Origin of the sequence: Streptomyces sp. SAT1 (assembly GCF_001654495.1) — a bacterium.
In the GTDB taxonomy this organism is placed as follows: domain Bacteria; phylum Actinomycetota; class Actinomycetes; order Streptomycetales; family Streptomycetaceae; genus Streptomyces; species Streptomyces andamanensis.
Map to the genome: position 1 here is coordinate 1,657,433 of NZ_CP015849.1, position 17,847 is coordinate 1,675,279.

Below are 17,847 nucleotides of genomic sequence, written 5' to 3' on the forward strand. Positions count from 1 at the left end.
CGGGGATCCGGACCCGGTCGCGGGGCGGGGGGACGCTTCCCTGCGGCGCTCAGACATCGGCGCGGTCCTTGTGCGCGGCGTCCTCGCCCTGTCCTTCTCGCACCTCCTCGGTCGCGGCCTGCTTCCGGGTGGCCAGCAGGCTGGTGACGGTGGTGACGACCAGCACCGCGCAGATCACGCCGAGGGAGACCGGGATGCTGATCTCCGGGACGTGCACCCCGCTCTCGTGCAGGGCGTGGAGCACGAGCTTGACGCCGATGAAGCCGAGGATGACCGACAGGCCGTACGAGAGGTGGACCAGCTTCTTCAGCAGGCCGCCTATCAGGAAGTACAGCTGCCTGAGCCCCATCAGCGCGAAGGCGTTGGCGGTGAAGACGATGTACGGGTCCTGGGTGAGGCCGAAGATCGCGGGGATCGAGTCGAGGGCGAACAGGACGTCGGTCGTGCCGATGGCGAGCATCACGACCAGCATCGGCGTCATGACGCGCTTGCCGTTCTGCCGGATCCAGAGCTTGGTGCCGTGGTAGCGGTCGGCCACACCGAAGCGGCGCTCGGCGGCCCTGAGCAGCTTGTTCTCCTCGAACTCCTCCTCGTCGCCGCCGGAGCGGGCCTCCTGGATCAGCTTCCAGGCGGTCCAGATGAGGAAGGCACCGAAGAGGAAGAAGACCCACGAGAAGCTGGCGAGGATCGCGGCACCGGCGGCGATGAAGACGGCCCGCAGCACCAGGGCTATCAGGACGCCGACCAGCAGCACGCGCTGCTGGTACTGCGACGGGACGGCGAACTTCGCCATGATCAGGACGAAGACGAAGAGGTTGTCCACGCTGAGCGACTTCTCGGTGATGAAGCCCGCGAAGAACTCGCCCGCCGGCTGCCCGCCGCCGAAGAGGAACAGACCGAGCCCGAAGAGGCCGGCCAGGGCGATCCAGACGACGGTCCAGATGCCCGCTTCCTTGACGGACACGTCATGGGGCTTGCGGCCGATGAAGAAGTCGACCGCGATCAGCGCGGCCAGACCGACGATGGTCAGGACCCACAGGTTGATGGAAACTTCCACTGCGCCTCCGGCTGTTGCACGGGCAGATGAGTCAGCGTCATCGCTGCCGGAGGTCTCTTCCACCCGGGACGGGCCGGCGCCCCGGGATCTGGTCCGATCCGTATTGACGGGCACGCCGCAGCAGATAGGGAGTACTCCCCTCCGTACGGAAAACAGTACCCGAATCACCAAGGAAAGGTAAAGAGGAAGGCAAAGAAAAGATCAAAAGCCCTGATCACCTTGGCTTTACCTGTGCTTGATGCAGGTGGCGCAGCCGGGGCGGCCGCCCGGCGGCCGGCTCACCGGCCCCAGTCGCGGCGCGCCGCGGCGACCCGCGCGAGCACCTGCTCGACCACCCGGCTCCCCGGCGGCACGAGCGGCGGCTCGTACGTCCAGGCGTGCCCGACCCACGGGTCGGCCAGATGGTCGTCGGGCACGGGGGTGAGGCGCATCAGCGAACGCCACAGCGGGTCGAGCAGCGGGCCGTAGGCGGCGGCGTCCTCCCGGTCCGCGACCAGCATCAGATGGACGCCCACGGCCGGGCCCTCGTCCGCCAGATAGCGCAACTGGGTCACGGCGCGGTCGTCGAAGCCGTGCGGGAAGTCGTGGACGATCAGCAGCTGCTCGGCGGTGTCGAGGTCCGGCGGCAGCGAGTCGGGCGCACCGGCGCGCACCGCCATCTGCACCAGGTCCACCCGCCGGGTGAGCCGGTCCAGCACGTCCGCGACCCCGGCGGCACCGGCCGCGGGGGGCGCCGCGAGCACGCCCGAGCGCACCAGGGGCGCGAGGGGTCCGGCCGCGGATCCGGCCGCGTCGACGACGTGGACGCCGAACTCTCCCGGCGGGTACACGGCGAGCAGGCGGGCCGTGAGTGCGACGGCCGTCTCCATCGCCAGGCGTCGTGACTGCTCGGCGTCGGCCGCCGTCTCGCCGGACAGCCCGGAGCGGCCGCTGTCGATCCACAGGCCGCGCTCCAGCGGCAGGCGGACCAGCAGGGGGATGCGCAGGCCGGGTTCCTCCGGCAGATGGAGGTCACCGAGCCGCACGGCCATCGGGATCTCCATCGGCACGCGGTATCCGTGCCAGACCGGGTTGTCCCAGCCCGCGTAGGCGGGCGGCAGCGCGGGCTCGACCACCTCGGACTCGGCGGTGAGCTGGGCGAGGTCGCGGTCGAGGGCGGCCCTGGCCCGGTCGACCAGTTCCTCGTGCCGGGCGCGTGCCGCCTGCCGTACAGCGTCGGCCTGGCCGCCGATGCGGCTGCGCGGGTCGGACAGGGCCTGGTCCAGTTCCTTGTCCCGGCGCGCGTCGGCGAAGTCGACGGCACTGCGGTAGGCGGCCGTGGTGCGGGCCAGGTCCTCGAACATGCCCCAGACCTGGTTGTAGAGGCGCTCCTCCATGGACCAGCCGGTGGCGTCGCCGGCCACGGGCCGCGTGGGCTGTCCCGGCTCCGCCGGGGGCGCGGCGGGTACGGGCGGGGGCGGGGCCGTCGTCTGCCGTCGCGGATGGCTGTAGTCGATGGGGCCCCCGGTCGTGGGGGCGGTGGGAGCCGTGGGGGCGGTGGGGCCTGTCGGGGCCGTGGGGGCCGCCGGAGGCGCGGGGGTCGGCGGGGCTGCGTCGGCCTGGGACGGAGAGGGAGGTGTCGGTGCCGGGCCGGTACCGGGGCGCGGCGGTTGCGCGGCCGGGGGCGCCGGGGTGCCCGTGGTCCGGCCCGCGTATCCGGGGGCCGGGGCCGCGGGGGCGGTTCCCGGGGCGGCCGTGGGGTCGCCCGGTCCCGTGCCCGGGGCGGACGCGGTGGTCTGCCGGGAGCGCTCACCGTCCGCCGCGCGCGGAGGCGGGGCGGCCACCGAGCGGGCCAGTCCGCGGGCGACCGCCTCCTCGACGGCGCCCGCCAGCTCGCGGGCCTGTGCGAGCCCCTGGTCGGCCAGGAGCTCGGCGAGACCGCCGGCGTATCCCTGGCCGACGGCGCGTACCTTCCAGGCGCCCTGCCGGCGGTAGAGCTCCAGCGCGATCACGGCCGACTCGGCGTCCAGGCCGGTGAGGGTGTAGCTGGCGAGTTCGCCGCCGTCCAGGCCGGTGACGGCCACGAAGGGGGCGGCGACCGCGCCGAACCGGGCCGGGCCGTGACCGCCGCCGGGCAGGGCGAGGAGCACGTCCACCCGGTGCACCGTCTCCGGTACCGCGTCCAGGTCGACGGCGAGCCGGTGGTCGGCGGCCGCCTGGCGGGAGACCTCGATGCCGGGCAGCACCGGGGCGCCGGGATGTGCCACCCCGGCGGTGCCCGGGACCGTGCCCTGCTCGTCGCCGGTGGTGGCCAGGGCCACCACCGGTGTCCCGGCGGAGACCCGGATCTCCAGGCGCGTCTCGGGGAGCGGGTGGTTCTGCCCCCGCACCAGCTCGGCCGTCATCGCCTTCTCCCCCTGTGCCGTGCCGCTGCTCGTGTCGTGCCCGCCCGCCGGTGCCGTCCTACAGGTGCGGCAGGATGGCCGGCATCAGGTCCTGGAACGTACGGCCGTTGGCCGCGGTGCCGAGGGCCGTCATCGTCCAGCCGCTCCCCGCGCGGTGCACCTTCGCCATGACCTGCGCGGTGTAGTTGCCGCCGCCGGCGAGGGTGTAGCGGGCCAGCTCCTGGCCGTTGGTCTCGTCCACCAGGCGGCAGAAGGCGTTCTGCACCTCCTGGAAGGTCTGGCCCGTGAAGGAGTTCACGGTGAAGACGATCTGGTCGATGTGGACCGGGACGCGCTGGAGGTCGACGAGGATCGCCTCGTCGTCGCCGCCCTGGCCGACACCGCCGACCAGGTTGTCGCCGGTGTGGCGCACGGAGCCGTCGTCGCTCACCAGGTGGCGGAAGAAGACGACGTCGACCGGCTGCTTGTCGGCGAACAGCACGGCGGAGGCGTCGAGATCGATCTCGCGCGTGCGCGAACCGAACAGGCCGCGCCGGGGGGCTGCCTGCCAGCCGAGACCCATACGGACCGCGGTCAGGCTGCCGCCGTCGTTCTTCTGCAGGCTGATGGCCTGACCCTTGGTCATGTTGACGGTCACGGCTGATTCCCCTCTCGGACTGCTCCCCTGTTGCCGCGGGTTCGCGCGGTTGATCAGCACCCTATGCAGAGGCACTGACATCGCCGCACTCCGGTCCGCACTTTGTGTCGGTCTTGCAACACTGCGCGAACGCGGGTGCCCGCGGGGCGGCTCTCCCCCGGGCACCCGCGCCTCCGGTCAGGCCAGGCCGGCCTCCCGCATCTGGCGCAGTTCCTTCTTCATCTCGGAGACCTCGTCGCGCAGCCGGGCCGCGACCTCGAACTGGAGCTCCGCGGCGGCGGCGCGCATCCGGTCGGTCATCTGCTCGATCTGTTCGGCGAGCTGGGCGGCGGGACGGTCGGTCGGCACCGTCTCCTTCGCCTTCCCCTTGGCGGCCTTCTGGGACTTGCCGCCCTTGGCCGCCGGGTCGCCGAGCGCCGGGACCGGGGTCTTGGCTCCCTTGCCGTCCTTGCCCTGGCGGTAGCCGGTGCCGAGCAGCCGCTCGGTGTCGACCTCCTCGCGGGCGATCTGCGCGACGATGTCGTTGATCTTCTTGCGCAGGGGCTGCGGGTCGATGCCGTTCGCCTTGTTGTAGGCGATCTGCTTCTCCCGGCGGCGGTTGGTCTCGTCGATGGCCTTCTCCATCGCCGGGGTGATCTTGTCGGCGTACATGTGGACCTGGCCGGAGACGTTGCGCGCCGCGCGGCCGATGGTCTGGATGAGCGACGTGCCCGAGCGCAGGAAGCCCTCCTTGTCGGCGTCGAGGATCGCCACCAGGGAGACCTCGGGCAGGTCCAGGCCCTCGCGCAGGAGGTTGATGCCGACCAGGACGTCGTACTCGCCGGAACGCAGCTCCCGCAGCAGCTCGATCCGGCGCAGGGTGTCGACGTCGCTGTGCAGATAGCGCACCTGGATGCCCAGCTCCAGGAAGTAGTCCGTGAGGTCCTCGGCCATCTTCTTGGTGAGCGTGGTGACCAGGACGCGCTCGTCCTTCTCGGTGCGCGCGCGGATCTCGTGCACCAGGTCGTCGATCTGGCCCTCGGTGGGCTTGACGACGACCTCCGGGTCGACGAGTCCGGTGGGGCGGATGATCTGCTCGACCTGGCCGTCGGAGCGGGACATCTCGTACTGGCCCGGGGTCGCCGACAGGTACACCGTCTGGCCGATGCGCTCCTGGAACTCCTCCCACTTCAGCGGGCGGTTGTCCAGGGCGGAGGGCAGCCGGAAGCCGTGCTCGACCAGGGTGCGCTTGCGGGAGGCGTCGCCCTCGTACATCGCGCCGATCTGCGGGACGGTCACATGCGACTCGTCGATGACGAGGAGGAAGTCGTCCGGGAAGTAGTCCAGCAGCGTGTTGGGCGGGGTGCCGGGGCCGCGGTCGTCGAAGTGCATCGAGTAGTTCTCCACGCCCGAGCAGGTGCCGATCTGGCGGAGCATCTCGATGTCGTACGTGGTGCGCATCCGCAGCCGCTGGGCCTCCAGCAGCTTGCCCTGTGTCTCCAGCTCGGCCAGGCGCTCCTTGAGCTCCTCCTCGATGCCCCGGACGGCACGCTCCATGCGCTCGGGCCCGGCGACGTAGTGGGAGGCCGGGAAGACGTAGAGCTGCTGGTCGTCGCTGATGATCTCGCCGGTGACCGGGTGCAGCGTGGACAGCGCCTCGATCTCGTCGCCGAACATCTCGATGCGGACGGCCAGCTCCTCGTAGACCGGGAAGATCTCGATGGTGTCGCCGCGGACGCGGAAGGTGCCCCGGGTGAAGGCCAGGTCGTTGCGGGTGTACTGGATGTCGACGAAACGGCGCAGCATCTCGTCGCGGTCCATCTCGTCGCCGACCCGGAGGGGGACCATGCGGTCGACGTACTCCTGCGGGGTGCCGAGGCCGTAGATGCAGGAGACGGAGGCGACCACGACGACGTCGCGGCGGGTGAGCAGCGAGTTGGTCGCGGAGTGCCGCAGCCGCTCCACCTCCTCGTTGATCGAGGAGTCCTTCTCGATGTACGTGTCCGACTGCGGGACGTACGCCTCGGGCTGGTAGTAGTCGTAGTACGAGACGAAGTACTCGACGGCGTTGTCGGGCAGCAGCTCGCGGAACTCGTTGGCCAGCTGGGCGGCCAATGTCTTGTTCGGGGCCATGACGAGCGTGGGGCGCTGGAGCTTCTCGATCATCCAGGCGGCCGTGGCGGACTTGCCGGTGCCGGTCGCGCCGAGCAGGACGACGTCCTTCTCGCCCGCCTCGATGCGCCGGGCGAGCTCGGCGATGGCCTGCGGCTGGTCGCCGCTGGGCTGGTAGGGGCTGACGACCTCGAAGGGCGCCACCGTGCGTTCGATCTGGGAAACGGGCCGCATGCCATCCACCGTACGACCCCCCACTGACAACCGGCCGCGATCAGCGGTTCTGCGGGGTGCGCGGGCTGCGCGAGGCCGGGGACCGGCGGCCGGGGCCGGTCGCGGCGTGGCCGGGGCCGGGCGCGGGGCGGCGGGCGGGCCGGGCGGCCGGGGCGCGGGCCGGGACCCCCGGCTCGTGCACCACGGGGACCCAGTCCTTGTGGCCCATGACCATCAGCGGGTCGAGCAGTACGACGGCCCCGGCCAGGACCAGGAAGGCGAGCGGGCCGATCAGCATGGGGGCGAGCAGCGCGGCCGGTGACTCGCCGGTGGCGGGGCCGCCGCCGGTGCCGTGCAGGTGCACGCTGAGCGCGGCCATGCCGGTGTAGTGCATGCCGCTGACGGCGAGGCCCATGACGAGGCTCGCGCCGACGCTCCACAGGAACCCCCTGACCTGCCCGGCCGCCCACAGGGCGGCGGTCGCCGCGACGACGGCGACGACGACCGAGGCGGCGACGGTGAGGGTGTTGTACTCGAAGGTGCCGTCGAACTGCATCCCGGCCATGCCCAGGTAGTGCATGGAGGCGACGCCAAGACCGGTGACGGTGCCCCCGGTGAACAGCGCCGAGCCGGTGGCGCCCTTGTAGCCGACGATGAAGACCCCGACGCCGACCATGACGATCGCCACGGCCAGGCTCGCGTACGTCGTCGGCCGGTCGTAGTGGATCGGCGCCCCCTGGACGGTGAACCCCATCATCGCCACGAAGTGCGTGGTCCAGATGCCCGAGCCGATGGCGGCCGAGCCGAGGGCGAGCCAGCCGGGGCGCCAGCAGTGGGCGACGAGCAGGGCGCGGGTGGTGCAGCGCAGGCCGAGCGCCCCGCCGAGGCAGGCCATGAGACAGGCCACCAGTGGAGTGACGAGCCCGTAGCCGAATCCGTCGACCGTGCCGTGCATGCGAGGTTCCCTTCCGCCCTGTCGAGCCCCGGAATGTGAGGGAGTCGCCCCCGCCCCATGACCGCCCCCGCGGCCAGGGTTGACGCAGAGAGTATGACCCCCGCCGGAACGGTCGAACGATTTTCCGGCAAAGAAGCACGACCCTTCCGCAGATGTGCGGCCCCGGTGACGGGACCGGCACGACTCCCTCGTCCGCGTGTCCGATGCGCCGTCATCCCCGGTGAATGACTCCTCGCTGTCACTCTTGCACTGTCGGTGATCACACGAAACGAGGAGTCCTCATGCACGCGCGCGCAGTTGCCGCCATGACCACCGCGCTCCTGGGAGCCCTGGTGCTGTCGCCCGCCGCCGAGGTCCGGGCGGCGGGCGCCCCGGACGCCCGGGAACGGCCCCTGGTCGTCGCCCACCGGGGCGCCGACGCCTACGCCCCGGAGAACACGCTGGCCTCGATCGACAAGGCGGCGGCCCTCGGCTTCCGCTGGGTGGAGAACGACGTCCAGCGCACCAAGGACGGCGAACTCGTCGTCCTGCACGACGACAGCCTGCGCCGCACCACGAACGTCGAGGAGGTCTTTCCGGGCCGCTCACCGTGGCAGGTGAAGGACTTCACCGCCGCCGAGATCGCGCGCCTGGACGCGGGCAGCTGGTTTTCCCCCGCCTACGCGGGCACGCGCGTGCCGACGCTCGCGCAGTACATGCGCCGCGTCGAGCACAACCACGAGAAGCTGCTCCTGGAGGTCAAGAACCCGGAGCTGTACCCCGGCATCGAGCGCCAGACGCTGAAGCTGCTCGGCGACGAGGGCTGGCTCGACCGGCGGCATCTGGCGGACCGGCTGATCGTGCAGAGCTTCAGCGCCGACAGCGTCCGCGCCGTGCACGGCCTGGCGCCCGGGGTCACGACCGCCCTCCTCGGCCGGCCGGACCCGGCGGACCTGCCGCGGTACGCGGGCTTCGCCGACCTGGTCAACCCGTCGTACGGGACGCTGTCGGCGGACTACGTCTCCCGTGTCCACGCGGTCGCCGGGCCGCACGGCAGGCCGATGCGGGTGTTCGCCTGGACGGTCGACGACGCGGCCCGTGCCCGGACCGTCGCCGGGTACGGCGTCGACGGCATCATCACCGACAAGCCGGACGTGGTGCGCGAGGCCCTGAACGCGGCCTGACGCGGCCCCGGCCGTGCCGATCCACCCCCGCGGGCAGGGAAACCGCAGGTCGGAGGGGTCTGTCAGTGGGGGCCCGTACGGTGGTCGGCATGGACAAGCACGAGCAGGACGAGCACAGCGGGCGGCAGGTCGTGTGGGCCGTGGCCGACAGCGGCATCGGCCCCCTGCTGCTGGCGGCGACCGGCGAAGGACTGGTCAACGTCGTGTTCCACGCCACCGAGGCGGTGCGCGACCGGGCGCTCGCCCGGCTCGCCTCCCGGCTGGGCGCCACGCCCGTCGAGGCGCCCGGCTCCCCGCTGCTCGCGGAGGCGATACGCCAGCTGGACGCCTACTTCGCGGGCGAGCGGCGGGACTTCGAGCTGCCGCTGGACTGGTCCATGCTCCCGGGGGACTCGGGGTTCAACGGGCAGGTGCTGCGCGCGCTGGCGGCGGACGTGCCGTTCGGCTCGGTCGTCGGCTACGGCGATCTGGCCGGACGGGTCGGCCAGCCCGGCGCGGCTCAGGCGGTGGGCGTGGCGATGGGCTCCAATCCGCTGCCGGTCGTGGTGCCCTGCCACCGGGTCGTCGAGCGGGACGGCGGCATAAGCGGCTTCGGCGGCGGTCTGGAGACCAAGCGCGCGCTGCTCGCGCTGGAGGGCGTCCTGCCCGAGCCCCTGTTCTGAGCCACGGCGCGCGGGCGTTCCGCGTTCCCGGCACGCGGGTGTTCCACGTTCCCGGCGCGCGGGTGTTCCGGGGCGACGGCGCGCGGGGCTTCGGCTGCGGGCGGGCTCAGTCGTAGTGCCTGGCCTCGAAGACGTTGCCGTCCGGGTCGCGGAAGTAGAAGCTGCGCCGGGCCGCCCCGCGGGCCCCGTAGGAGTCGTGGGAGAGGCGTGACACGGGGACGTCGCCCTCCTCCAGGCGGGCGCGCAGGGCGTCGAAGGCGTCGGCGGGCAGGGACAGGCAGACGTGGTTCACCGGGTGGCCCGCGCTGCCGGCCGCCCCGGGAAGCATGTTCATGCCCTGCACCAGGTCCAGCGGCGCGAGGTCGAGGATCGTCTCCTCGTTGACGCGCACGGAGGGGAAGGACGCCTCGCCCGCGCTGAACTCCGCGGTCCTCAGCGGCTCGAAGCCGAGCGTCTTCTCGTAGAAGCCGGCCGCCGCGAGCGGGTCGCGCACCCACAGGACGACGTGGTCGAGACGTGTCGTGTTGTCCGTCATGGATTCCAGGCTGGTGCCGTACCGCCTGGGCCGCAAGGGGTTTGGCCGGGGCCGGGGCCCGCCAGAGATGAGGGGAGGGAGAGCCGTGGCGGACGGGAGGCAGGCACGTGCTGGTGGTGTCCGAAGAGGTGCGGGAGGCGCTCGCGGAGCGGCGTCCCGTGGTGGCCCTGGAGTCGACGATCATCGCGCACGGGCTGCCGCGCCCGCGCAATCTCCAGGTGGCGCTGGAGCTGGAGGACGCGGCGCGGCAGGAGGGCGCCGTACCGGCGACGATCGCCGTGCTGGACGGGCGGCCGCACATCGGTCTGGACAAGGACCGGCTGGAGCGGGTGGCGAACGAGGAGGGGATCCGCAAGCTGGGCCACCGGGACCTGCCGCTCGCCGTGGCGGCGGGGGCGAGCGGGGCGACCACGGTGTCGGCGACCGCCCTGCTGGCCTCGCTGGCGGGGATCCGTGTCTTCGCGACCGGCGGGCTCGGCGGGGTGCACCGGCAGTGGACGGTGACCCAGGACGAGTCGGCCGACCTGGGGCTGCTGGCGCGCACCCGGATCACGGTGGTGTGCGCCGGGGTGAAGTCGATCCTGGACGTGCCGGCGACCCTGCAACGGCTGGAGACGCTGGGCGTGGCGGTCGCGGGCTACGGCACGGACCGCTTCCCCGGCTTCTATCTGTCGGACTCGGGACATCCGGTGGACTGGACGCTGCGCACGCCCGAGGAGGTGGCCGAGGTCATGCGGGCGCAGAACACGCTGCGGGCGCCCGAGTCCGCGCTGATCGTCGCCAACCCGGTCCCTCCGCAGGAGCAGCTCGACCCCGGGCTGCACGCGCGGGTGCTGGCCGACGCGCTGCGCGCGTGCGAGGCGGAGGGGGTCACGGGCCAGGCGGTGACGCCGTTCCTGCTGGACTTCCTCGTCCGGCACACGGACGGCGCCTCGCTCCGGGCGAATCTGGCGGCCGTCCGCGGCAATGTCCGGCTGGCCGGGCGCATCGCCGCCGCCTGGGCCCGGATGTGAGCACCGGGCGGGCGACGGCGGCAGGGGGCGACGGGGACGCCGGGACCTCACGCGCCGGGGCGGGCGCGCTGCTGGTGGTCGGGGACGTGGTCACCGATGTCGTGGCCCGGCACCCGGGGCCGCTCGCGCCCGGCACCGACGCCGTCGCCGCGATCCGGCTGCTGCCCGGCGGCGCGGGGGCGAACGTGGCCTGCTGGGCCGCGTACCGGGGAGGCCCCGAGGTGCGGCTGCTCGGCCGGGTGGGCGCGGACACGGCGGCCTGGCACGAACGGGAGCTGACCGCTTCGGGGGTGCGGACCCGGCTCGTCGTGGACCCCGAGGCGCCGACCGGCACGGTGGTCTGCCTGGTCGACGGGGCGGCCGGGGCCGAGCGCACGTTCCTCACGGACAGCGGGGCGTCGCTGCGTCTGGAGCCCGCCGACTGGTCCCCGGCGCTGCTCGACGGGGTCGCGCGGCTGCATCTGTCGGGTTATCTGCTGTTCTCCGAAACGGGCCGGGCACTGGTGACGGCGGCCGTCGTGTCGGCACGCGCGCGTGGGGTGCCGGTGAGCCTGGATCCCGCTTCGGCGGGTTTCCTCGCGACACTGGGTGCGGAGCGGTTCCTGGCGCTCACCGAAGGCGTGGACGTCCTGCTGCCCAGCCGCGCCGAGGCGCGCCTGCTGACCGGCGCGGACGATCCGGCGGACGCGGCGGCCACGCTGAGCCGGCGCTTCCCGCTGGTGGTGGCCAAGGGCGGCCGGGACGGTGCGCTGGTGGCCCGCTCGGGCGCCGTGTGCGCCCGCGTGCCCGCCCGGCCGGTGGTGCCACTGGACACCACCGGCGCCGGTGACGCGTTCACGGGTGCGTTCCTCGCCGCGCTCGCCGACGGCGCCGGGCCCGAGACCGCCGCGGCGGACGGCTGCCGGGCGGGCGCGCTCGCGGTGGCGCGGGTGGGCGGGAGACCCCCTCGGCGGGCGCGGGGAGCGGTTCCCTCGTGAGCCGCGGGACGCGCCGTGGCTCCTCGGGTGCGGCGCTACTCCTTGTGCCCCCAGGCCGAGAACATCGGGGCGGTGGCGAGGTCCATGGTGCCGGTGGCGACGTTGGCCAGGTGGCGGTCGATCTCCTCGTCGGTGGCCAGGCCCGCGGCGACGAGCCGGCCGCGGATCTGCCGGACGGTGGCCGACTCCAGGGCGGTGCAGGCCGGCGACGCGACCGGGAAGAAGGCATCGGCCTCGACCCGGCGCAGCCCGGCCTCCCGCAGCAGCCGGGGCAGCGTGCGCCCGTACGCCAGATCGGCCCCCCGGCCGGCGAGCAGCCGGCGGAAGCCGCGCCGCAGCCGGTTGGCCAGTTCCTCGGCGGGGCCGTGCTCGTCCGGGCAGGTCAGCGGTTGCAGCGCCGGATCGGCGTCCTCCAGGAGCAGCCGTCCGCCGGGCCGCAGCGCCGCGATCATGGACCGCAGCGCCCGCTCCCGGTCGGGGACGTGCACCAGGACGAGCCGGGCGTGCACCAGGTCGAAGCCCTCCCCCGGCGGTTCCTCGGCGCCCACGTCGTGCGTGCGCACCTCGACCGGCGGGCGGGCGGTGGCGGCGAGCCGGGTCGTGTCGATGTCGGTCGCGACGACCCGCCCGGTGGGGCCGACCCGGTCCGCCAGCCAGGAGACGACGGACGTCCCGCCCGCGCCGACCTCCCAGCACCGCCAGCCGGGGGCCACGCCGAGCGCGTCCAGATGCCGGAAGGTGGTGGGGTCGAAGAGGTGCGCGAAGGCGTCGAAACGCTCGCCCGCCTCGGCCTGCCGGTTGTCGAGCAGATATCCGTCGCCGTGCGTCATGCCCCGATCATCTCGCGGCGGGACGCGGGCGGCGGCGGAGGGGACGCCCGGGGCAGGCGGGGGCACCCGGGGCGGACGGGTGGGACGCCCGGGGCGCGGTTCCGGGGTTCGGGGTCCGGGGTCCGGGGTCCGGAGGACGGGCGAGCGGTCGGTCGGCACCGGTGACCAGAGAACGGGCGGCAGGCGGCAGGTGGCCGCAGCCGGGTCTGAGACAGAGGACCGGAATCCGAGCGGCCGGACAGCCGGGCAGCACCGGAGACCGGGGACCGGAGACGACGGAAGCGGAAGCCAAGCGGTCAGGGGCCGGGCAGTCGAAGACCGGAGGCCGGAGTCGCAGGCCGTAGGCCGGTCAGGAGGAGGACCGTGGGCCCGGCGGCCGGGCGGCAGGCATCCGGGGACCAGGGACCGGAACGGACGGAGTCCAGGCAGCCGGGCGGCACGAGGCCGAGGGCCGGAAAGCCGAGGGTCCGGCCTTCCGGGGGTCCCCGGCGCCGGGAATCGTGGTGCGTGCGGGTTCGGCGGGGGCGGCTGTCGTCAAGGGGTCAGCCGTTCCAGGCCGGGTGGCGTGGGTCGTCGGCGCGGATCAGTACGTCCGCCGTGGCGGCCGGATCGGTCTCGGCCTCGTAGCGTGCGAAGGCGGGCAGCGTCCAGTGGTCGGCCTCGGGGGTACGGCGGCGCAGGGCGCCCGGGGAGAGGAGGACATGGACACTGAGGTCGAAGGGGAACCAGTGCCGCAGCAGGAGGGGGCCGTGGAGCAGCAGCAGTCCGCCGGGCGGCAGCCGGACGTGGGGGCTGCGGGTCGCCCGGTCGGTGGCCGGGTCCCACAGGTCGGGCAGGACCCGGCCGTCCGCGCCCGGTTCGAGCGGCCCGAAGACCTCGCGCCAGAGCGCACCGGTGTCGTACCAGCCGTCGTAGTACGTGTCCACGTCCCGGCGGCCGTGTTCGAACCGCAGGGAGGCGGGTCGCAGGAAGCCCTCGGTGCCGACGACCAGGGACGGCCGGCCGCGTACGCGCAGCGCCTCCGAGACGCGCGCGGCCAGGTCGCCGGGGCTGGCGGCGGGGGCGCCGTCGAAGGCGACGCGCGGCCAGGCGCCGCCGTCACCCGGTTCCACGTCGAGCAGCCGTTCGGCCAGGAGGTCGCCGAGCCGTTCCCAGGTGATCGCTTCGAGTCGCACAGGGCCATGATGCGGCAGCCGGGGACGCCCGCGGGTGGGCCGAGGGCGGTACGGGCAGGTACCTCACATGGCCCCGCACCCCGCACCCCCGCTTCCGCGGGGGCTCGTCGTGATCCAGCCCCTGCGCGGGAAGCGCTGCTCGGCGTGCCGCCGCGGGCCGCTGGCGCTGCTCGTCCTCGAAGAGGGGCGGCCCCGCTGCCTGGACTGCGCGGACCTCGCCCACCTGGTGTTCCTGCCGTGCGGCGACACCGCGCTGACCCGGAGGTCACGGGAGGAGAGCACGCTGTCGGTCCCGGTGGTGCGGTTCGCCCGGCGCCGCGGCCGGTACGAACGGCAGGGCGTCCTCGTCGAGGAGGCGGCCCTCGCCCGCGCCGAACAGCGGTGTCTGGCCGACGCCGAGGCGCGGCGGCGGCGCCGGGCCCGGGACGCGCGGCGGCGGGCGGCGCAGGACGTACGGTTCACGGAGGCGTTCGCGGCGGAGATACGGCGGCTGTTTCCCGGTTGCCCGGCCGGACGCGCAGGGGCCGTCGCGGCGCACGCCTCGGTGCGCGGCAGCGGACGGGTGGGGCGCAGCGCGGCGGGACGGGCCCTGTCCGAGGGCGCGGTCGTGTGCGCGGTGCGGGCGTCCGTACGGCATCTGGACACACCGTACGACCGGCTGCTGATGGACGGCATGCCGCGACCTGAGGCGCGGCGGCGCATCGCGGACACCGTGGAGTCGGTACTGCGGACGTGGCGCGCCGGGGAGACGACCGGACCGGAGACGACCGGACCGGAGACGAGCGAAGCGGAGACGACCGAGGCACCGCCGACCGAAGCACCGCCGACCGAAGCACCGCCGACTGAGGCGGAGCCGACCGAAGCAGCAGGCACGCACGAGCCACACGGGGCATGCGGGGCGCACGGGGCACACGAGGCGCAGGGCGAACCACTCGGCGGGATCGGTCGCGCGGGCGAGGGGCCCCACCGCTCTGCGCACGCGCCCGGCGCGACGTATCGTGACCAGGAGAGTCGCGCCCGCCCCGTGGCCGGAAGAGTGCCGCCCGAGCACGAGGGAGACGGCCATGGCCGATCCCAAGGGTTTCCTGAACACGCCTCGCCGGGAGTGGCCCCGCAGGCCGGTCCCGGAGCGGGCCGGGGACTGGGACGAGGTGTACGTCCCGGGTGCGCTGCTGCCGATCATCGGTGAGCAGGCCGACCGGTGCATGGACTGCGGGGTTCCGTTCTGCCACGAGGCGTGCCCGCTGGGCAATCTCATCCCCGAGTGGAACGACCTGGTCGCCCGGGACGACTGGCGGGCGGCCAGCGACCGGTTGCACGCCACCAACAACTTCCCCGAGTTCACCGGGCGGTTGTGCCCGGCGCCCTGCGAGGCGGGGTGCGTGCTGGCGATCAACCAGCCGGCGGTCACCATCAAGAACGTCGAGTGCGCCGTGGCCGACCGCGCCTGGGAGGAGGGGTTCACCCCGCCACGCCCGCCGGAACGGCTGTCGGGGCGGACGGTGGCGGTGATCGGCTCGGGGCCGGCCGGGCTCGCCGCGGCGCAGCAGCTGACCCGCGCGGGGCACACGGTCGTCGTGTACGAGCGGGACGACCGGCTCGGCGGTCTGATGCGGTACGGCATCCCGGAGTTCAAGATGGAGAAGCGCCATCTGGAGCGCCGGCTGGAGCAGATGCGGGCCGAGGGGACCCGGTTCCGTACGAACACGGCGGTCGGGCGGGACATCGGCGCGGACCGGCTGCGGGCGCGGCACGACGCGGTGGTGATCGCGACCGGCGCCACGGCCTGGCGCGAACTGGACGTGCCGGGAAGGGAGTTGGCAGGGGTGCGGCAGGCGATGGAGTATCTGCCGCTGGCCAACCGGGTGTGCGAGGGGGACATCGAGGTCTCGCCGATGTCGGCGGCGGGACGCCATGTGGTCATCGTGGGCGGCGGCGACACCGGCGCCGACTGCCTGGGCACGGCGGTACGGCAGGGCGCCGCGTCCGTGACCCAGCTGGACATCTACGGCCGGCCCGGCGCGGAGCGCGACGAGGACAGCGAGCCGTGGCCCACGTACCCGAAGATCTACCGGATGTCGGCCGCGCACGAGGAGGCCGAGGTGCTGCGTACGGCGCCCGCAGCGGACGCGGACGCCCGGCTGTTCGCCGCGTCGACGCTGCGTCTCACCGGTGACGGGCAGGGGCATGTGCGCGAGCTGTGTCTGACCGAGGTGGACGCGCGCCGCCGCCCGCTGCCGGACCGGGAGCGGACGCTGCCGGCCGATCTGGTGCTGCTGGCGCTCGGGTTCTCCGGACCGGACCGGAGCGACGGGCTCGTCGACGGACTCGGGCTCGAACTGGCGCCGCGCGGCACGCTCGTGCGCGGCCCGCACTTCGAGACGGGCGTCCCCGGGGTGTTCGCCGCCGGGGACGCCGGTCGCGGGCAGTCGCTGATCGTGTGGGCGATCGCGGAGGGCCGGGCGGTGGCCGCGGCGGTCGACCGCTATCTGACGGGCGGTTCACGGCTGCCCGCCCCGATCGGGCCGTACGACCGCCCGATGGCGGTGTAGGCCCGCCGGGGCGGGAAGGCGGCCCCGCCGACCGGACGAGGCATCGTACGGAGCAACGTGGCCGCCCCGGAGGCGGTGTACTGCGGCCTGCGGCTCCCGGCCTCCGGTCAGCGGTCAGCGGTCAGCGGTCAGCGGTCAGCGGTCAGGCGGAATGTAAGCCGGAATGTAAGCGGTCGCGAGAGGGACGGGCGGACGGTAAGCAGTCGATGTCGGTGGGGATCAAGTCAGTGCCAAAAGTTAAGAAGAGCCGTGCAAGAAGGGCCGTGCAAGAAAAACAGCGGAAGCCGGTCAGGAGAGCAGGAAGTCGGCCACCCCCGCCTTGGCGCCCTCGATGAAGGCGGTCATCTCGTCGGTGGTGTAGATGAGGGCGGGACCGTCCGGGTCGGTCGACTGGCGTACGGCGATGCGGCCGTCGGCCAGCTTCATCGCCTCCAGGCAGTTGCCCCCGTTGCCGCCGCTCCACGGCTTGTGCCAGCCCTCGCTGCCCAGCTCCCTGGCCGGCATGCCGTTGTAGATCCGCTCGCCGCGGACCCGCCGGCCGCGACGGCTCGGCGAGGGCTGGGACGTGATGTGATCCATTCACAACTCCTTGCGGAGATCCCGGAGGATCTCCTTCGTGCGATGTGCTGTGGCGGCCTGCGCCGCCATGCGGTCCATGACCTCCAGGTGGGTCGCCACCTCGCTGCGCGCGTCCAGGTAGACGGCGCCGGTCAGGTACTCGCTGTAGACCATGTCCGGCAGTTCGGGCATGGCGAATCGGAACAGTACGAAGGGCCCGTACGTGCCGGGATGCGGCCCCGAGGAGAACGGGGCGATCTGCAGCGTCACGTTGGGCAGCTTCGCGGCGTCGAGCAGCTTGTCGATCTGGGCGCGCATCACCTCCGGGCCGCCGACCGGGCGGCGCAGCGCGGTCTCGTCCAGGACGACCCAGAACCGGGGCGCGTCGGAGCGGGTGAGCAGGGCCTGGCGCTGCATGCGGAGCGCGACGTGGCGCTCGATGTCCTCCGGGCTTGTCTGGCCTATCGCGCCCGAGGTGAGCACCCCGCGCGCGTAGTCCTCGGTCTGGAGGAGTCCGGGCACGAAGTGCGGCTCGTAGGACCGGATGAGCGAGGCGGCGCCCTCCAGGCTGACGTACATCGAGAACCAGCCCGGCAGGATGTCGTGGAACCGCTGCCACCAGCCGGGCCGGTTGGCCTCCTCGGCCAGTTGCACGAAGGCGTCGGCCTCGTCGTCGGGGATGCCGTAGGCCTTCAGCAGGAGCTGGAGGTACGGGATCTTGAGGGAGACCTCGGCCATCTCCATCCGGCGGACGGTGGCGGGGGCGACGCGGAGGATGCGGGCGGCTTCCTCGCGTTTGAGTCCCGCGCGTTCCCGCAGGTCGAGAAGGCGCCGACCGAGCACGACCTGCCCGACGGTCGGCGCGGACCGCGGTTCGCTCACCCTCCACCTCCAGTTGAAAGTCCTGACAGCCCTGCGGCGCCATTCGAAGATTCATTCGAAGACCCGAAGGATCTCCGGCCGATCTCAACTGGCGCCGCGCGACATGCTGTTGCGTGCAGTGTGCCACGACCCCTCACCGCGTCATACAGCACTCTGCATTTTT

15 protein-coding genes and 1 pseudogene are annotated in these 17,847 nt (G+C 73.3%); 6 read left to right on the forward strand and 10 right to left on the reverse strand.

Translation table 11 applies throughout. The annotated features are described in order from the left end of the window. Window positions 1-49: 49 nt before the first annotated feature. The 5 genes from A8713_RS07285 to A8713_RS07305 all read right to left on the reverse strand — a co-directional run bounded on the left by A8713_RS07285 (window position 50) and on the right by A8713_RS07305 (window position 7,337). Entirely contained in the window at window positions 50-1,057 is a 1,008-nt protein-coding gene (locus A8713_RS07285; RefSeq protein WP_064532346.1) for a TerC family protein, read from the reverse strand. A gap of 278 nt (window positions 1,058-1,335) precedes the next feature. Next, window positions 1,336-3,441: a TerD family protein gene (locus A8713_RS07290; RefSeq protein ID WP_064532348.1), complete on the reverse strand. Its 2,106-nt coding sequence runs from the start codon at window positions 3,439-3,441 to the stop codon at window positions 1,336-1,338. Between the two features lie 58 nt (window positions 3,442-3,499). After that, window positions 3,500-4,078, reverse strand: coding sequence for a TerD family protein (locus A8713_RS07295; protein ID WP_018567593.1), 579 nt, complete (start codon window positions 4,076-4,078; stop codon window positions 3,500-3,502). 177 nt (window positions 4,079-4,255) lie between these two features. Then, on the reverse strand, window positions 4,256-6,403 hold the full coding sequence (uvrB, locus tag A8713_RS07300) for an excinuclease ABC subunit UvrB (RefSeq protein WP_064532350.1): 2,148 nt from the start codon (window positions 6,401-6,403) through the stop codon (window positions 4,256-4,258). Window positions 6,404-6,443: 40 nt separating this feature from the next. Next, window positions 6,444-7,337, reverse strand: a complete 894-nt coding sequence (locus A8713_RS07305; protein ID WP_064532352.1) for an MHYT domain-containing protein — start codon at window positions 7,335-7,337, stop codon at window positions 6,444-6,446. Window positions 7,338-7,618: 281 nt separating this feature from the next. On the opposite strand from A8713_RS07305, the gene A8713_RS07310 reads away from it, so the two are divergent. After that, window positions 7,619-8,500, forward strand: coding sequence for a glycerophosphodiester phosphodiesterase (locus tag A8713_RS07310; protein WP_064532354.1), 882 nt, complete (start codon window positions 7,619-7,621; stop codon window positions 8,498-8,500). Window positions 8,501-8,589: 89 nt separating this feature from the next. Beyond that, window positions 8,590-9,162 carry a methylated-DNA--[protein]-cysteine S-methyltransferase gene (locus A8713_RS07315; protein ID WP_064532356.1) on the forward strand — a complete coding sequence of 191 codons (573 nt, stop codon included), beginning with the start codon at window positions 8,590-8,592 and terminating at the stop codon, window positions 9,160-9,162. Between the two features lie 106 nt (window positions 9,163-9,268). Here A8713_RS07315 and A8713_RS07320 read toward each other — a convergent pair whose 3' ends face one another. Next, entirely contained in the window at window positions 9,269-9,697 is a 429-nt protein-coding gene (locus A8713_RS07320; RefSeq protein WP_064532358.1) for a VOC family protein, read from the reverse strand. A 107-nt stretch (window positions 9,698-9,804) separates the two neighbouring features. Between A8713_RS07320 and A8713_RS07325 the strand changes: the two genes are divergently transcribed. Together A8713_RS07325 and A8713_RS07330 are read left to right on the forward strand one after the other, a co-directional pair. Beyond that, window positions 9,805-10,710: a pseudouridine-5'-phosphate glycosidase gene (locus A8713_RS07325; RefSeq protein WP_064532360.1), complete on the forward strand. Its 906-nt coding sequence runs from the start codon at window positions 9,805-9,807 to the stop codon at window positions 10,708-10,710. After that, window positions 10,707-11,687: a carbohydrate kinase family protein gene (locus A8713_RS07330; RefSeq protein ID WP_064532362.1), complete on the forward strand. Its 981-nt coding sequence runs from the start codon at window positions 10,707-10,709 to the stop codon at window positions 11,685-11,687. The genes A8713_RS07325 and A8713_RS07330 overlap by 4 nt, the downstream gene beginning before the upstream one ends. Before the next feature lie 35 nt (window positions 11,688-11,722). On the opposite strand, the gene A8713_RS07335 is transcribed toward A8713_RS07330, so the two are convergent. Together A8713_RS07335 and A8713_RS07340 are read right to left on the reverse strand one after the other, a co-directional pair. After that, the gene (locus A8713_RS07335; RefSeq protein ID WP_064532364.1) at window positions 11,723-12,517 is read right to left on the reverse strand and encodes a methyltransferase domain-containing protein; all 795 of its coding nucleotides are present in this window, start codon (window positions 12,515-12,517) and stop codon (window positions 11,723-11,725) included. A 542-nt stretch (window positions 12,518-13,059) separates the two neighbouring features. After that, window positions 13,060-13,692 carry a hypothetical protein gene (locus tag A8713_RS07340; RefSeq protein WP_064532366.1) on the reverse strand — a complete coding sequence of 211 codons (633 nt, stop codon included), beginning with the start codon at window positions 13,690-13,692 and terminating at the stop codon, window positions 13,060-13,062. Between the two features lie 67 nt (window positions 13,693-13,759). Here A8713_RS07340 and A8713_RS31985 point away from each other — a divergent pair. Both A8713_RS31985 and A8713_RS07350 read left to right on the forward strand, forming a co-directional pair. Further along, a pseudogene (locus tag A8713_RS31985) lies at window positions 13,760-14,434 on the forward strand (DUF2293 domain-containing protein); the annotation flags it as partial. A 322-nt stretch (window positions 14,435-14,756) separates the two neighbouring features. Continuing rightward, the gene (locus tag A8713_RS07350) at window positions 14,757-16,244 is read left to right on the forward strand and encodes a glutamate synthase subunit beta (protein ID WP_064532369.1); all 1,488 of its coding nucleotides are present in this window, start codon (window positions 14,757-14,759) and stop codon (window positions 16,242-16,244) included. Between the two features lie 288 nt (window positions 16,245-16,532). Here A8713_RS07350 and A8713_RS07355 read toward each other — a convergent pair whose 3' ends face one another. Then, window positions 16,533-16,823 (reverse strand): DUF397 domain-containing protein, encoded by a 291-nt coding sequence (locus A8713_RS07355; RefSeq protein ID WP_018567581.1) that lies wholly within the window; start codon window positions 16,821-16,823, stop codon window positions 16,533-16,535. Further along, the gene (locus A8713_RS07360; protein WP_064532371.1) at window positions 16,824-17,684 is read right to left on the reverse strand and encodes a helix-turn-helix domain-containing protein; all 861 of its coding nucleotides are present in this window, start codon (window positions 17,682-17,684) and stop codon (window positions 16,824-16,826) included. It abuts the gene before it with no gap. Window positions 17,685-17,847: the final 163 nt, after the last annotated feature.

Coding starts and splice junctions, on each gene's coding strand:
- A8713_RS07290 (WP_064532348.1), bottom strand. CDS start 3,441: ATGACGGCCGAGCTGGTGCGGGGGCAGAACCACCCGCTCCCCGAGACG.
- uvrB (WP_064532350.1), bottom strand. CDS start 6,403: ATGCGGCCCGTTTCCCAGATCGAACGCACGGTGGCGCCCTTCGAGGTC.
- A8713_RS07305 (WP_064532352.1), bottom strand. CDS start 7,337: ATGCACGGCACGGTCGACGGATTCGGCTACGGGCTCGTCACTCCACTG.
- A8713_RS07310 (WP_064532354.1), top strand. CDS start 7,619: ATGCACGCGCGCGCAGTTGCCGCCATGACCACCGCGCTCCTGGGAGCC.
- A8713_RS07315 (WP_064532356.1), top strand. CDS start 8,590: ATGGACAAGCACGAGCAGGACGAGCACAGCGGGCGGCAGGTCGTGTGG.
- A8713_RS07320 (WP_064532358.1), bottom strand. CDS start 9,697: ATGACGGACAACACGACACGTCTCGACCACGTCGTCCTGTGGGTGCGC.
- A8713_RS07335 (WP_064532364.1), bottom strand. CDS start 12,517: ATGACGCACGGCGACGGATATCTGCTCGACAACCGGCAGGCCGAGGCG.
- A8713_RS07350 (WP_064532369.1), top strand. CDS start 14,757: ATGGCCGATCCCAAGGGTTTCCTGAACACGCCTCGCCGGGAGTGGCCC.
- A8713_RS07355 (WP_018567581.1), bottom strand. CDS start 16,823: ATGGATCACATCACGTCCCAGCCCTCGCCGAGCCGTCGCGGCCGGCGG.